The 14,441-nt window shown below is 52.1% G+C and carries 20 protein-coding genes and 1 pseudogene; 12 read left to right on the forward strand and 9 right to left on the reverse strand.

Annotation, left to right across the window (positions count from 1 at the left end; translation table 11 throughout):
- Together R2I50_RS08935 and R2I50_RS08940 are read left to right on the forward strand one after the other, a co-directional pair.
- A partial coding sequence (locus R2I50_RS08935; protein WP_399552879.1) for a dockerin type I domain-containing protein occupies nt 1-883 on the forward strand: 883 nt, incomplete at its 5' end.
- Nucleotides 884-1,087: 204 nt separating this feature from the next.
- Nucleotides 1,088-1,240, forward strand: coding sequence for a hypothetical protein (locus tag R2I50_RS08940; protein WP_316608803.1), 153 nt, complete (start codon nt 1,088-1,090; stop codon nt 1,238-1,240).
- A 50-nt stretch (nt 1,241-1,290) separates the two neighbouring features.
- On the opposite strand, the gene spoVAE is transcribed toward R2I50_RS08940, so the two are convergent.
- Nucleotides 1,291-1,644, reverse strand: a complete 354-nt coding sequence (spoVAE, locus tag R2I50_RS08945) for a stage V sporulation protein AE (RefSeq protein ID WP_316608804.1) — start codon at nt 1,642-1,644, stop codon at nt 1,291-1,293.
- 141 nt (nt 1,645-1,785) lie between these two features.
- Here spoVAE and rsxC point away from each other — a divergent pair, with 141 nt between their 5' ends.
- The 6 genes from rsxC to R2I50_RS08975 are packed head-to-tail and all read left to right on the forward strand — an operon-like array spanning nt 1,786 to nt 6,827.
- Entirely contained in the window at nt 1,786-3,156 is a 1,371-nt protein-coding gene (gene rsxC, locus R2I50_RS08950) for an electron transport complex subunit RsxC (protein ID WP_316608805.1), read from the forward strand.
- On the forward strand, nt 3,156-4,106 hold the full coding sequence (locus R2I50_RS08955; protein WP_316608806.1) for an RnfABCDGE type electron transport complex subunit D: 951 nt from the start codon (nt 3,156-3,158) through the stop codon (nt 4,104-4,106). The genes rsxC and R2I50_RS08955 overlap by 1 nt, the downstream gene beginning before the upstream one ends.
- The gene (locus R2I50_RS08960) at nt 4,103-4,714 is read left to right on the forward strand and encodes an RnfABCDGE type electron transport complex subunit G (protein WP_316608807.1); all 612 of its coding nucleotides are present in this window, start codon (nt 4,103-4,105) and stop codon (nt 4,712-4,714) included. Before R2I50_RS08955 ends, R2I50_RS08960 begins: the two co-directional genes overlap by 4 nt.
- Nucleotides 4,714-5,397 (forward strand): electron transport complex subunit E, encoded by a 684-nt coding sequence (locus R2I50_RS08965; RefSeq protein ID WP_316608808.1) that lies wholly within the window; start codon nt 4,714-4,716, stop codon nt 5,395-5,397. Before R2I50_RS08960 ends, R2I50_RS08965 begins: the two co-directional genes overlap by 1 nt.
- On the forward strand, nt 5,398-6,021 hold the full coding sequence (locus R2I50_RS08970; protein WP_316608809.1) for an RnfABCDGE type electron transport complex subunit A: 624 nt from the start codon (nt 5,398-5,400) through the stop codon (nt 6,019-6,021).
- Between the two features lie 11 nt (nt 6,022-6,032).
- Nucleotides 6,033-6,827 (forward strand): RnfABCDGE type electron transport complex subunit B, encoded by a 795-nt coding sequence (locus R2I50_RS08975; RefSeq protein WP_316608810.1) that lies wholly within the window; start codon nt 6,033-6,035, stop codon nt 6,825-6,827.
- A 56-nt stretch (nt 6,828-6,883) separates the two neighbouring features.
- Here the strand turns inward: R2I50_RS08975 and R2I50_RS08980 are convergent, their stop codons facing one another.
- From R2I50_RS08980 to ylxM, 6 genes are all read right to left on the reverse strand, one after another.
- Nucleotides 6,884-7,249: a BlaI/MecI/CopY family transcriptional regulator gene (locus tag R2I50_RS08980; RefSeq protein ID WP_316608811.1), complete on the reverse strand. Its 366-nt coding sequence runs from the start codon at nt 7,247-7,249 to the stop codon at nt 6,884-6,886.
- Complete coding sequence (locus tag R2I50_RS10135; RefSeq protein WP_399552881.1) at nt 7,224-7,595, reverse strand: helix-turn-helix domain-containing protein; 372 nt, start codon at nt 7,593-7,595, stop codon at nt 7,224-7,226. The genes R2I50_RS08980 and R2I50_RS10135 overlap by 26 nt, the downstream gene beginning before the upstream one ends.
- A 386-nt stretch (nt 7,596-7,981) precedes the next feature.
- A complete protein-coding gene (locus tag R2I50_RS08985) occupies nt 7,982-8,215 on the reverse strand; it encodes a KH domain-containing protein (RefSeq protein WP_316608812.1) in 234 nt (77 codons plus the stop codon).
- 40 nt (nt 8,216-8,255) lie between these two features.
- Nucleotides 8,256-8,495 carry a 30S ribosomal protein S16 gene (gene rpsP, locus R2I50_RS08990; RefSeq protein WP_316608813.1) on the reverse strand — a complete coding sequence of 80 codons (240 nt, stop codon included), beginning with the start codon at nt 8,493-8,495 and terminating at the stop codon, nt 8,256-8,258.
- A gap of 83 nt (nt 8,496-8,578) precedes the next feature.
- On the reverse strand, nt 8,579-9,952 hold the full coding sequence (gene ffh, locus R2I50_RS08995) for a signal recognition particle protein (RefSeq protein ID WP_316608814.1): 1,374 nt from the start codon (nt 9,950-9,952) through the stop codon (nt 8,579-8,581).
- Nucleotides 9,953-9,954: 2 nt separating this feature from the next.
- Nucleotides 9,955-10,296, reverse strand: coding sequence for a YlxM family DNA-binding protein (gene ylxM / locus R2I50_RS09000; RefSeq protein ID WP_316608815.1), 342 nt, complete (start codon nt 10,294-10,296; stop codon nt 9,955-9,957).
- Between the two features lie 278 nt (nt 10,297-10,574).
- On the opposite strand from ylxM, the gene rplM reads away from it, so the two are divergent.
- Both rplM and rpsI read left to right on the forward strand, forming a co-directional pair.
- On the forward strand, nt 10,575-11,003 hold the full coding sequence (gene rplM / locus R2I50_RS09005) for a 50S ribosomal protein L13 (RefSeq protein ID WP_316608816.1): 429 nt from the start codon (nt 10,575-10,577) through the stop codon (nt 11,001-11,003).
- Nucleotides 11,004-11,019: 16 nt separating this feature from the next.
- Nucleotides 11,020-11,421: a 30S ribosomal protein S9 gene (gene rpsI / locus R2I50_RS09010; protein ID WP_316608817.1), complete on the forward strand. Its 402-nt coding sequence runs from the start codon at nt 11,020-11,022 to the stop codon at nt 11,419-11,421.
- Nucleotides 11,422-11,613: 192 nt separating this feature from the next.
- On the opposite strand, the gene R2I50_RS09015 is transcribed toward rpsI, so the two are convergent.
- Entirely contained in the window at nt 11,614-12,666 is a 1,053-nt protein-coding gene (locus tag R2I50_RS09015; protein ID WP_316608818.1) for a site-specific integrase, read from the reverse strand.
- Between the two features lie 40 nt (nt 12,667-12,706).
- On the reverse strand, nt 12,707-13,315 hold the full coding sequence (locus tag R2I50_RS09020) for a helix-turn-helix transcriptional regulator (protein WP_316608819.1): 609 nt from the start codon (nt 13,313-13,315) through the stop codon (nt 12,707-12,709).
- Between the two features lie 168 nt (nt 13,316-13,483).
- Here R2I50_RS09020 and R2I50_RS09025 point away from each other — a divergent pair, with 168 nt between their 5' ends.
- Together R2I50_RS09025 and R2I50_RS09030 are read left to right on the forward strand one after the other, a co-directional pair.
- Nucleotides 13,484-13,720, forward strand: a complete 237-nt coding sequence (locus R2I50_RS09025; protein ID WP_316608820.1) for a hypothetical protein — start codon at nt 13,484-13,486, stop codon at nt 13,718-13,720.
- Between the two features lie 15 nt (nt 13,721-13,735).
- A pseudogene (locus tag R2I50_RS09030) lies at nt 13,736-14,014 on the forward strand (AAA family ATPase); the annotation flags it as partial.
- Nucleotides 14,015-14,441 lie beyond the last annotated feature (427 nt).

The following is a 14,441-nucleotide window of genomic DNA, read 5'->3' on the forward strand; positions in this document are numbered from 1 at the left end:
CAACTTCACCGGCGTTTTCTCCTACGATCCCGCCGCTAAGGGTATGAATCTCAAGGACGGCGAGCAGTACGCGATCATCTTTACCTTAGGCGATACCGAAACCTATTCCCTGCTGATGGATACCACCTGCCTCGGCCATATCGCTTACGCCGATACCGAGAACAAGGTTGAGAACCCTGTCGATAGCTCCAAGCTGTCTATCCTTGCTTTCTGGGAAGATTTAAACGCCGCTGATTACGGCCCCCGTCTCCAGATCTCCTCTACCGGTAACGTTATCGGTACCTGCCTCCCCGCAGGCGAGACCGGCGAGACCGTCTTTACCTCATTCCTGACCGCTACCGGTAAACAGGGTATCGAAAACGCCCGTATCTACTCCACCAAGACCGAGCAGCAGATGATCGACGATATCGGCACCGCTTTAGGTCTGACTAAGGATTTCGTCAAGTCCGCTTTCGAGGAAAACGCTGTAACTACTACCTGGAGCTATGAAACTTCTACCCTGCCCGTAGCCGCAGCTCCGACCGAGGCTCCCACCGAGGCTCCCACCGAAGCTCCCACCGAGGCTCCCACCGAGGCTCCTACCGAGGCTCCCACCGAGGCTCCCACCGAGGCTCCCACCGAGGCTCCCACCGAGGCTCCCACCGAGGCTCCTGTCGATCCCGGCCGCGGCGACGCTGATAACAGCGGTGAACTCGATTCTCTCGACGTTACCCTCATCCAGCGCTTCATCGTTGAGCTGGTTACTGAGGATGACCTGAACATGAAGAACGCAGACGCTGATCTGGACGGCACTGTTGACGTCATCGACGTTACCCTGATCCAGCGTGTTCTGGCTGAAATGACCACCTTCGCTAAGTGGGACGCGGCTCATCTGCCCACATAATCACTGATTCACAAATATCACGATCCCCGAGGAGCGATCCCCGGGGATTTTTCTGTTTTTCTTTCTTTCTCAGCCACTAGATATGCCGTCTTTTTAAAAACATTTCGTAAACTTACACACCAGATATTGACATTTGGAGATTTTGCTGTTATTATTTTAGCATATCGTTATACTATTAGCATAGAAACCATTAGGAGGCTTGGCATGGAAAAGAAAAGTACTTGGAAATGGCTCGTTTGCATCATTTCTGCTGTAGCGGCACTTTCTGCTGCAGTCACCGCTTTTCTGATTATGAAGGAAAAGCAAAAGAAGGACGATGAACAGCTAGAGGAATACCTCGATTATTCAATACAGTAAGCACTAAAGGCGGAGGGCAACAGCCCTCCGCCTTTAGGTTTGTCGAAAAATCACTTTTCCTTCGGCTTGCTGAGCAGTCCCGCAAAGAGCGAGAACACCACCGCCGCCGAGATTCCGCCTGCCGCCGCAGTCAGAGCGCCGGTGAGGATCCCGATCGCGCCGTCCTTATCCACCGCTTCGCGCACACCCGTCGCCATCAGATGACCGAAGCCCGACAGCGGAACCGTCGCGCCCGCTCCCGCAAGCTCGACCAGCGGCTGATACAGCCCGATCGCAGACAGCACCACTCCCGCTACCACAAAGCCCGTCAGTATCCGCGCGGGCGTCAGCGAGGTCAGGTCGATCAAAAGCTGTCCGATCAGACACAGCGTACCCCCGACTAAAAATGCAAAGATAAACTGCATAAGGAATATCCTTTCAAAAGTTAATTTTTTAACAGGCTTTCCCTTATTGAAAAAAGCCATATATAATGTTATTATATATAATTGGTTAAGTTTTATACATGCACTTTACGAATACTTATCGTATAAAAAGGAGGAATCATCTTGGCTGAGCTAAGCTTTCCCAAGCGACCCTACCGCACCAAGGGCGGCGTACACGCACCGCACAACAAGAACACCGCTCATAAAGAGAGCGTGATGATGCCGGTGCCCGCGATCGTCGCTTTGCCGATGACCCAGCATATCGGCGCTCCGTGCAAGCCGATGGTCAAGGTCGGCGACACGGTAGACGTCGGCCAGCAGATCGCCGGCTCCGACGCCTTTGTCAGCGCTCCCATCCACGCGAGCGTCTCCGGTAAGGTCAAGAAAATCGACAAGATCACTATGCCCGACGGCTCAAAGGTAGAAGCCATCTTCATCGAGAGCGACGGCGAACAGCGCCTCTCTCCCGATATCAAGCCCCCGAAGGTCGACACCCTCTCCGACCTGATCACCGCCGTACGCAACAGCGGACTGGTCGGCTTAGGCGGCGCGGGCTTCCCGACTGCCGTCAAGCTCAATATCCCCTCGGACAAGAACGTCGATACCCTGATCATCAACGTCGCCGAGTGCGAGCCCTACATCACCTCCGACCATCGCGAGATCCTGGAGAACAGCTGGGACGTTATCTCGGGCATCATCACGGTCAAGGAATTTCTGAATATCCACCGCGTCATCATCGGTATCGAGAACAACAAGCCCGACGCGATCAAGGCGCTGCGCGAGATCGCCGACAGCTCGATCGATCCCGAGGACGAGATCCGCGTTCTGCCGATCAAGGCGACCTACCCGCAGGGCGCTGAGAAGATCCTCATCAAGGCGTGTACCGGGCGCGAGGTACCGGTCGGCGGACTGCCCTCCGACGCGGGCTGCCTCGTCATGAACGTCGGCTCGATCGCCTTCATCTCCCGTTACCTCAAGACCGGCATCCCGCTGATCTCCCGCCGGCTGACGGTAGACGGCGGCTGTATCGAGAACCCCGTCAACGTCATCGTTCCGATCGGTACCCCGATCAAGGAGGTCATCGACTTCGTAGGCGGCTATAAGGAACAGCCCTACAAGCTGATCATGGGCGGCCCGATGATGGGAATCTCACTCCCGAACGACGACCTGTATGTATTGAAGCAGAACAACGCGATCCTCGCTCTCTCTGAGAAGGAGGCGCGTTTCAACGAGCCCACCGCCTGTATCCGCTGCGGCAAGTGCCTCGACGCCTGCCCGATGAGATTACAGCCCTTAGAGCTTGCCAACGCCGCCAACCGCGGCGACATCGACGCCCTCAAGGCGTATAACGCCATGAACTGTATGGAGTGCGGCTGCTGCTCCTTCACCTGCCCTGCCAAGCGCCATCTGGTGCAGAATATCCGCATGGGCAAGGCGCTGATCCAGAAGGCGAAGCGTGAAGAGATCGCCGCGAATAAAGGAGGTAAAAAGTAATGGAAGCAAAATTACATGTATCCTCCTCCCCACATTTTAAAGGCAATAACAGCACCCGCCGCATCATGCTCGACGTGATTATCGCGCTGTGTCCCGCCGCGATCGCGGCATGCGTGATCTTCGGTCTGCGCTCGATGGTACTGATCGGCGTATGCGTTTCCACCTGCGTTCTGCTCGAGTACGCCTCGCGCAAGATCATGAAGCGCGACACCACCATCGGCGACCTGTCCGCGGTCGTCACGGGTCTGCTGCTCGCCTTGAACCTGCCGGTCGACATCAACCCGCTGATCGCCATGTTCGGCTGTCTGATCGCGATCGTCGTGGTCAAGCAGATGTTCGGCGGTATCGGCATGAACTTCGTCAACCCCGCTTTAGCGGCGCGTATCGTTCTGCTGGTATCCTTCCCCTCGGCGATGATGCACTGGGTCACTGCCGCAGGTGCTCCCGCGGCGGCTCAGATAGACGCGACCACCTCCGCTACCCCGCTCGCTGCCGCTCCCGGCGTCTACTCCTACATCGATCTGCTGATCGGTCGCTGCGGCGGCTCCATCGGTGAGGTCTGCGCTGTCGCGCTGATCCTCGGCGGCGTCTACCTCGTTGTCCGTCGCGTCATCTCCCCCATCATCCCCTGCGTCTATCTCGGCACAGCGGCGCTGATGAGCCTGATCGTCGGGCTCGATCCCCTGTATCAGCTGCTCTCCGGCGGTCTGCTGCTGGGCGCGATCTTCATGGCGACCGACTACACCACCTCTCCCGTTACCAAGTGGGGCAAGGTCATCTTCGCGGTAGGCTGCGGTTTCTTCACCATCCTGCTGCGCGCTTACTCCAACATGCCCGAGGGTGTTTCCTTCTCCATTCTCCTGATGAACATTCTCGTCCCGCTGATCGAACGCGCTACCGTTCCCCGTACGCTGGGCTATATAAAAAAGAAGAAGGGGGAGCAGAAATGAGATACAAAATAACCCCCAAAGCGATCTTGATCCCGACGATCTCCCTGTTTCTGATCTGTCTGGTGGTCACGGCGGCGCTTGCGCTGACCAACAACGTTACCGCCGACAAGATCGCCTATAACGAACTGTTGAGTAAAAACCAAAGCATGAAAAACGTCTGTCCCGAGGCTCAGTCCTTTGACGAGCTGATCCCCGACGTCCTTTATGAAGGCAAAAACGAAGGCGGCGAGACCGTCGGCTACGCGATCTCTACCGCGACCCAGGGCTACGGCGGTCAGGTCAAGGTCATGACCGGTATCATGGACGGTAAGATCATCGGCGTAGATGTATTCTACAACGATGACGAGACCCCGGGTCTGGGCAAGAACACCTCAAACGCAAGTTTCCGAGACCAGTACAAAGGACTTACCGCGGACGGCGCTGTTAATGTCAGCAAAGACAGCTCGAGCGGTCAGACGGTCGACGCGGTCACCTCGGCGACCATCAGCTCCCGCGCTGTCACCAAGGCGGTCAACGAGGCGTCAAAGATCTATAACGAAAACGTCGGTACCGTATCCGCAACCGGAGGCGCCGACGACAGCAATATCTCAGTAAAGGAGGGTGAGTGATGGCTAAAAGAAGTCTTTTCAAAGAGTTTACCAAGGGTATCATCAAAGAAAACCCCGTTCTCTGTCTGGTGCTCGGCACCTGCCCCACCCTCGCCGTCACCACCTCCGCCTCCAACGCGATCGGCATGGGCGTAGCCGCTACGGCGGTGCTCGTCTGCTCCAACGCGGTCATCTCGCTCCTCAGAAAGGTCATCCCCGACAAGGTGCGTATCCCCGCCTACATCACGATCATCGCGGGCTTCGTCTCCGTCGTCCAGATGCTCGTCAAGGCGTTCGCTCCCGCGATCAACGACTCCCTCGGCATCTATCTGCCGCTGATCGTCGTTAACTGTATCATCCTGGGCAGAGCCGAGATGTTCGCCGGCAAGAACCCCGTCCTCCCCTCGATCCTCGACGGACTCGGCATGGGCGTCGGCTTCACGGCGGCGCTGCTGTGCATGGGTATCATCCGCGAGCTGCTCGGCTCCGGCTCCCTGTTCGGCTTCCAGATCATGCCCGTCCAGATCCTGATCTTCATCCTGCCCCCCGGCGGCTTCTTCGTGTTCGGCATGCTGATCATGCTCGCGAACAAGCTCAACGAGCGCTCCGGCAAGAAGGTCAAGACCTCTCCCTGCGACGGCTGCCCGATGTCCGAGAACTGCGCCGACAAGGCGTGCGAGAAAACCGGAAAGGAGGCGGGGTAAATGCTGATCAAATCCCTCGTAGCCGTTTTCCTCGCGGCGATCCTGACCGAGAACTACGTTCTCTCCAAGTTCCTCGGAATATGCCCCTTCCTCGGCGTTTCCAAAAAGCTGAACACCGCGGTCGGTATGTCCGTCGCCGTCACCTTTGTCATGGTGCTCGCGACGGCGGTCACCTTCCCGATCTATATGTATCTGCTGGTCCCGATGGGACTGGATTATCTCCAGACCGTGCTGTTCATCCTGATCATCGCGGGTCTGGTACAGCTGGTCGAGATCGTTCTGCGCAAGTACATCCCCGCGCTGTATAACTCGCTGGGCATCTACCTGCCGCTGATCACCACCAACTGTGCCGTGCTGGGCGTCACCATGCTGGTGCTCCAGAAGGTCGACTCCACCACCGCCTATACCTACACCTACGGCCACGCGCTGGTCAACGCCTTCGGCGCCGGTATCGGCTTCCTTGTGGCGATGGTCATGTTCGCGGGCGTACGCGGACGGCTCGAGAACGCCGATATCCCCAAGTCGCTCAAGGGTCTGCCGATCACGCTGGTCGCCGCGGCGCTGGTGTCGCTGTCCTTCCTCGGGTTCGCGGGCTTTGTCGATAAGCTCATCCCGCTCGGTTAAGGAGGTACGGCATGAACGGAATTTTATTAGCTGTCGGCATCGTCGCCGGCATCGGACTCCTGATCGGACTGATCCTGTCCTTCGCCTCCATCATCATGGCTGTGCCGAAGGACGAGAAGGCGGAAGCCATCCTCGAGGCGCTCCCCGGCGCCAACTGCGGCGCCTGCGGCTACTCGGGCTGCTCCGGCTACGCGAACGCCCTCGCTAAAGGCGAGGCGGAGCCCGGACTCTGTGCTCCCGGCGGACTCGCCTGCACCAAGGCAGTCTCCGAGATCCTCGGCGTCGAGACCGGCGCCGTCGAGCCTAAGGTCGCCGTCGTCAAGTGCATGGGCTCTCTCGAGCACACCGACTATAAGGCGGAGTACAGCGGTATCAAGAGCTGCGCCGCCGCGCTGAAGATCGGCGGCGGACTGACCGCCTGCTCCTACGGCTGTATGGGTCTGGGCGACTGTGAAGCCGCCTGTCCCTACGACGCGATCCACGTCACGAACGGCGTCGCTTATGTCGACGACAGCAAGTGCCGCGCCTGTACTCTCTGTGTGAAGGCGTGCCCGAGAGGCATCATCGAGATCGTACCGAAGAAGGATATGGCGCTGGTACGCTGCTCCAACCACGACAAGGGCGGCGTGACACGCAAGCTCTGCGATATCGGCTGTATCGGCTGTAAGAAGTGCGAGAAGGCGTGCGAGCAGGGCGCTGTCACCGTCAAGAACTTCTGCGCTTACGTTCAGCCCGAGCTGTGTACAAACTGCGGCGCGTGCGTCGAAGCCTGTCCCCAGAACATCATCACCTACTTCAAGGCATAATCATAGCAAAAATTAAACCGTCTTATTACCCTTTATGAGTATTAAGACGGTTTTGTTTATATCAAGTTAGTGATCGCTTTTCTTATATGATCCGTATCAGAATAGCCTGCGATTGTTTTGATTAAGTCAATCATGCTATCTGTATTTTTGATTTCTTCTTCCGAATAACCGGATAATAACACGTATTCGTTATAGTTGATTTTAGGAGCAAATTTTCGCGCATAGCTGCGTGAAACCGGTTCGAAACCTTCGATTTTGACGATTCCTTTTCTCATCAGCGATTTGATCAGTGAATGAATATAGCTGTCTTTCCAAGTTTTATTCGGAGATAAGGCTACGATTTCTGTGCATGACAGTGGCTGATCGCTGTTCCACAGCAGTTCCATGACCTGTCTTTCACTTTTTGTCATATATTCGATCATTTTTATCACCCCGGAATATTTTCCTGTGTTCTTCATAGTCCGCGATTTCAGTTTCACTGAGAACAGGGTCGATCAGTACGCTGTAATCTACATCCAAAATCCGCGCCAGCTCTTTTATTGTCCGCAAGTTTGGCTCTGTTTTTCCCGCTTCATACTTACTGTAGGTAGAACGCTCCAAGCACAATATTTTCGCGATTTTTGTTTGAGTATAATTCCTGTACGTCCGCAGATAATACAGCCTGATACCGAATTCTCTTGACATCATTTTCACCACAAGAAATCTCGATTTGCGTGCATTTCGCATAGCCATCGCCCGTTTCTGCGCAGCTGAAAACTGGGCGGGCATACAAATCTTTTTTTACTATACGGAAACGAGCAGTTTCCTGTAAAGTAAAAAAAATGCGCGGCACGAAGCCACGCATGAAAAACACATAACCTCGGATACTGCGACATATCACAAAGTGAATCTAACTGCGTGAGCAATCAGTCAACTTGAGGCATATGTTTTTACCACAAATATAGTTGACTGTTGCGTAAAAATTACACGCAGAAATTATTTCCGAGTCACGCTTTACACAAATAAATGTTCACTTGTAATATGTCGCAAGTAAATATTACCACATTAAAAGAACAAATGCAATATAAAAATGCACAGCCCGTAAACCTTTGTGAACAAAAGAAAAAACGCACCGCATGGGTGCGTTCTTGAGCGTGTGCTATGGAAACGTGGAATCAGTCGATCTCTACCATAACCTTCTCGTTCTTGCGGATAGCTGCGGAGCGAGCTACGGTGCGGATCGCCTTCGCGATTCTGCCCTGCTTGCCGATGATTCTGCCCATATCGCCCTCTGCCACGTGGATGTGGTAAACGACAGTACCCTCTTCATTAGGTTCATCAACAGTTACGCTAACCGCAGCAGGATCTTCAACGAGACCCTGAGCAATAGTAAGAAGTAAGTCTTTCATAATTATGGTCCTTTCGCAAATACATTACAATACTATTTGATTAGATGATGCCTGTGTTCTTCAATAAAGCCTTTACGGTATCGGTCGGCTGTGCGCCCTTAGCGATCCACTCCTTGACCTTATCGGCGTCTACCTTAACCTCCGAGGGCTCGGTGGTGGGGTTGTAGGTACCGATCTCTTCGATGAAGCGACCGTCGCGGGGATAGCGAGAGTCAGCTACCACGATGCGATAGAAGGGATTCTTCTTCGCGCCCATTCTTCTGAGTCTGATTTTAACCATTTTTCTAACCTCCTTGCTTTATAATCTTATCTATTAATTTACAATCGTAAATTATCTGAACGGATTGCTCCGTGATCAGCGTATTACATGCCCGGGAAGCCGCCCATCGGGGGCATGCCGCCTCCGCCCTGCTGGCTGAGCATCTTTCTGAGCTGCTTGCCCTTCTTACCCTTCGAGGTGAACTGGCGCATCATCTTCTGGGTCTGCTCCAGCTGCTTGATGATACGGTTGACCTCCTCGATCGGTCTGCCGGAGCCTGCGGCGATCCTGCGCTTGCGGGAAGGATTCAGCAGTCCGGGATGCTCGCGCTCGGCGGGGGTCATCGAGAGGATGATCGCCTTGTTCCAGTCGAGCACGCGATCGTTGATATCGAGATCATCGACCTTGTTGCCGATGCCGGGCAGCTTGGAGAGGATCCCCTTGATGGGACCCATATTCTGGACCTGCTCGAGCTGAGCGAGCAAATCGTTGAAATCCATTTTGTTCTTGAGCATCTTCTTGGCGAGCTCCTCCGCCTTCTCGGCATCGAGCTTCTGCTCCGCTTCCTCGATCAGGGTGAGCACGTCGCCCATACCGAGGATTCGGGACGCCATACGGTCGGGATGGAACGCCTCGAGATCATCGAGCTTCTCGCCGGTACCGGAGAACTTGATCGGACGACCGGTAACCGCCTTGACCGAGAGCGCCGCGCCGCCGCGGGTATCGCCGTCGAGCTTGGTGAGGATGACGCCGGTGATGTCCAGCGATTCATTGAAGGTCTTAGCGACGTTGACCGCGTCCTGACCGGTCATGGAGTCGATGGTCAACAGGATCTCGTCGGGGTCGACCTCCGCTTTGATGTCGCGCAGCTCCTGCATGAGCTGTTCGTCGATATGCAGACGGCCGGCGGTATCGAGGATGACGATATCGTTGCCGTAGTCCTTTGCGTGGCGGATCGCTTCCTTCGCGATCTTCACGGGATTCTCGGTACCCATCTCAAAGACCGGTACCTCCGCCTGAGCGCCGACGATCTTCAGCTGTTCGATCGCGGCGGGTCGGTAGATGTCGCACGCCGCCAGCATCGGGCGATGATTCTGCGCCTTGAAGTATTTACCGAGCTTCGCGGCATGGGTGGTTTTACCGGCGCCCTGCAGACCGCACAGCATGATTACTGTCGGCGGCTTGGAGGAAAACTCCACGCGGGCGTCCTCGTCACCCATCAGAGCGATCAGCTCCTCGTTGACGATCTTGATGACCATCTGGGCAGGCGTCAGGCTCTCCATCACGTCGGCGCCGATAGCGCGCTCGGTGACCTTGTTGGTAAAGTCCTTGGCGACCTTATAGTTGACGTCGGCTTCAAGAAGCGCCAGACGTACCTCACGCATCGCTTCCTTTACGTCGGCTTCGGTCAGCTTACCCTTGCTCTTCAGCTTTTTAAAGGCGTTTGTCAGCTTATCCGACAAGCTTTCGAATGCCATGCTCAGTCATCTCCCTTCAACAACTCTTCTATCTCGGTCAGCAGCTCATCGGCTGCCTGCGGGTTATCGCGGATGTTTCGGATGATCCCACGTATTTTCCCGTCGCGCTCGCGTTGTTCACGATGCGCCCTGACCAGTCCCAGCTTCTTCTCATACTCATTCAGCTTGCGCTCGGCGCGGGCTAAGGAATCGCGCACGCCCTGGCGGCTGATGCCGAGAAGTTCCGCGGACTCTGAGAGCGACAAATCATCGTTGACATACAGCTCGACGACCCGTTGCTGGGAGCTTTGGAGCAGCTCGCCGTAGAAGTCGTAGAGCAGAGATATCTCTAGCTTGCTGTTCATGGAGCGGGATCCATCCTTCCTGTAAAGCAAAGAGCTTTACACCTCGGCTATTATAGCACCCTATCCCCTGTTTGTCAAGCGTTTTATCTATTATATAATGGTTTTAAAAATAGCAAACGAGTAAAACGGCGTAAAAGCGAGATAAAGCGAGATAAAAGAAGCTCAACGAGCACTATATAAAAAAATTCGGACTTTCTCTTGACTTTCATTCACGAAAGTGATAGACTATACGAGCGTTAAGTAAAAAGCTTACAGAATAATCGAAGGAGGAACGCTATATGTCCACATATATGGCTAAAAAAGGCGAAGTCGAGCGCAAGTGGTACGTGATCGACGCCGCGGGCAAGCCCCTCGGTAAGGTTGCAGCTGAAGCGGCAGTTCTGCTCAGAGGCAAGCACAAGGTCACCTTCACCCCTCATGTTGATTGCGGCGACCACGTCATCATCATCAACTGCAAGGATGCAGTCCTCACCGGTAAGAAGTTAGAACAGAAGAAGTGGTACCGTCACACCGGTTATGTCGGCCACCTCAAGGAGACCAACTATGCTACCCTGATGGCGACCCGCCCCACCAAGGCGATGGAGCTGGCTGTTAAGGGTATGGTTCCCTCCAACACCATCGGCAGAGCCGCATTGCTCAGACTCAGACTCTTTGAAGGCGCTGAGCACACCCATCAGGCTCAGAAGCCCGAAGCTTGGGAATTTTAAGAAGGAGGAACGTTAAATGTACGATAAGGCACCTTATTTTTACGGCACCGGCAGAAGAAAATCTTCTGTAGCCAGAGTACGCCTGTACGCCGGCACCGGTAAGATCACCATCAACGACAGAGATATCGACGATTACTTCGGTCTTGAAACCCTCAAGCTGATCGTTCGTCAGCCCCTCGCCCTCACCGAGACCGGCGAGAAGTTCGACGTTGTCTGCCGCGTAGCAGGCGGCGGCGTTACCGGTCAGGCGGGTGCGATCCGTCACGGCATCTCCCGCGCGCTGCTCCAGTATGACTCCGACGCGCTCCGTCCCGCCCTCAAGAAGGCAGGCTTCCTGACCCGTGACCCGAGAATGAAAGAGCGTAAGAAATACGGTCTCAAGGCAGCGAGACGCGCTCCGCAGTTCTCCAAGAGATAATCTTTGTGCTTTTCAGCACGCTTCAAGGCTACTGTTTACAGGGTTTTTGGAGTATTCAGACGGTTTGAGATGTGCTTAAATGTGTTAGATAAGCAACAAGCAAGCAACACATAAGTAACAACAGTTCTCAATCAACTATGTAGTTAAAGAGATGTTTTTCTAAGTATGGAAAGACATCTCTTTTTGTTTTGCCTAGATTTTGTTGATTGCATTGATTAACACCTCAACGTCTAAATGGGTGTACACTTTTTCGGTCATCGTCATAGCACCTTTGTGTCCAACAATCTTTTTAATTGTGGTCTGGTCTACCTGTGCTTCCGCCAGCATTGAGATACAAGTGTGTCGTGTGCAATGTGGCGTATGATCCATATTCAGATTGACCATAAGCGGCGTAAAATAACTATCGTAATAATTGTGGTACTCAAACTTACTGCCGTTGTCGGTGTGGAGCAGATAATCGCTCTCGCCGTCGTTATACCAGTTCTTAAAGAAAGGTAATACCTTATCGGCAATCGGTACTCGTCTGATACCGCTTTCTGTTTTGCTTTTTTTGACATCAAAGTACTGTTCGTTCAGATTTACATCTTCCCGTTTTAGATCCAACATTTCGGAAATCCTAACACCCGAATAGATCAGCATAAGGACGATCTGATAATATTTGTCCTCAGAGACATTCCACAGGCGTTCGATTTCCTCTTTAGTGAATTTCTCTCTGTCCCTTTTGTTCGGATTGCGGTCTTTGAACTTCGCAATATCCACGAACTCCGCATAGTTCTTGCTGCAAAGCTCATTTTTCATTGCATATTTGTAGAGCTGATCCATCAGAACTTTCAGTTTTCGCAGTGAAGGATAGCTCTTACCGCAGGTGTCCACGACGTTTTGCAGTTCTGCAAGCTTGATTTCCTTGAATACCCTGTTGTAAAGCGGCTCACAGACTTTATATGAAGCATTGTAGCCGTTTATATTGGATTTAGATATTGTCGGAAACTTCTCCGCAGTAAAGCGCTCGTACACTTCCTTGAATGTGATCTTGGAAGCGGACACGTCAAAGGGATTCTTGTTGTAGTCAGCCAGCATTTGCAGCGCCTCCGATTTGGTGGCAGCATAGCCTATGACCACATAGTCCTGAACCTTTTTGTCAGTCTTTTCATCAATGTGCCAGCCGATAGTTTTTCTGACCATATAGGGTTTTCTACGCCTACCCGATAGCTTTGTGACGCCGCCGTAACCGTTTGGCAACCTCACTCTCCAAAACCTCCTTGTGTAATTTTTTTATGATAAGAGCTTATTGCTCAGTATCATCGTTAGTGGTTTGTTTTCCTGTTCGTTCCATATAAATCTCATTGAACAGCTTCATACGTGTTTCGTGATCCAGTATTTCATACTCTTTATCGGTAAGAAAAACGGAAGTATTCTTTTGAAGTTCCTTTTCCTCCCAATCACGGTACATATTGTAGTCAATCCAATATGTGTCTAAACCGTCTCGCTGCGTATGGAATTTATCCATCATATTGTAAAAATTTGGATTTAGTTCCGCTGCGCTGATGTCAAATGATAAAACCGCTTTTCTGACGGATTCCGGTCCTTTGATAAAATCAATATCAAATTTCAGCTCTTTCTTGCGATCCAACTCAAACAGATACGCATACACATCTGCCAATGTTTCTAATTTAATATGCGACGAATCGTAGCCCATCAAGTAATTGATGGGCATTTTTAATATATCCGATATTTGCTCCAAGACAGATACGGACATATCTATTTCTCCGCTCTCGTACTTCTGCACGGTGCGGAGTGATTTTCCTAATTGTTCCGCAAGCTCGGTCTGACTAATCCGAAGTTGCTTGCGCTGTTTGGCGATTCTTTCGCCAATTAAGGTTTGCAAATTATCCATTTCGTCATCACCTCATATTAATAATAGCATACTTGATTGTGAATTGCAAGTGCATTTACGAAATTTAAATGCATAAATTCTGGATTTAGGTATTGACAAGTCATATAAATGCGTATATAATGAATATGCGAAATTAAAGTGCGCAAATAATTAACAGGAGGATATGCTATGGAGAATAAGCTATATATAGATTGTCCGAAATTCACAGGAAGGAACGTTCCCATTACCGAGATTGCAAAGGCTATCGGCAAGGACGCTCAATATGTCCGTGTTGGTTTGCAACAGGGCATCCTGAAATTCGGCTATGCTATGAAGCTTGACAAATCAAGCGAGTACAACTACTACTGTCCCGACAAAAAAGTCTGGGAAGAAACCGGCTACTTTAGAGATAAAGAAACCAGCTAAAAGGAGGATTGAAATATGAATGAAAAATATGACCTCTGCGATATAGACGAATCGTATTTACACACGGTCTCAATGACCGAGCTGTTTGACAGCGCCTATCAGAGCAAGCCGCCGATCATCGACGGCTTGCTCTACCGGGGAACATATCTTTTCGCCGGCTCTCCGAAGATCGGCAAGAGTTTTCTGATGGCACAGCTTGCCTATCACGTCAGCACAGGCACAAATCTGTGGGGCTTTGATGTGCGGCAGGGTAAGGTGCTGTACCTTGCTCTGGAGGACAACTATCCGAGATTGGGTTAATGTATCGCCATACGAAAGGTTTTTCTTGATAGAATGTAGTCGCAGCACATCCCTTGTGGATTTGAAATCTGTAGTACTTAAAATATCTCATAAGTTTAGCAAATTGTCTCAACGAGCAAAACCTAAATTTTGCCCTTATTTTTGCTTCTATGGTATAGATGAAAAAATGACACTCAACTTAAAAAATGCTCTTTCACGAGATGGTGTTTGTTTGAAAGAGGCGGGGACACTATCGCAATTCCGCCAAAAGATGTAAAGCCGGCAACAATAGACGATATTAAAGCTATATACGATCAATCTATCGAAAAGCTCCTGTTTTCAGCAATATCATTAAGATAAGAAAACAAGAAAAGAAAGAATTGCAGTCGAGATAAAAGTCTCGGCTGCAATTTTGTAAAGAGAGCATGGCGAAAAGACCAAC

The organism is uncultured Ruminococcus sp. (genome assembly GCA_902785355.1).
Classification (GTDB): Bacteria; Bacillota; Clostridia; order Oscillospirales; family Acutalibacteraceae; genus Ruminococcoides.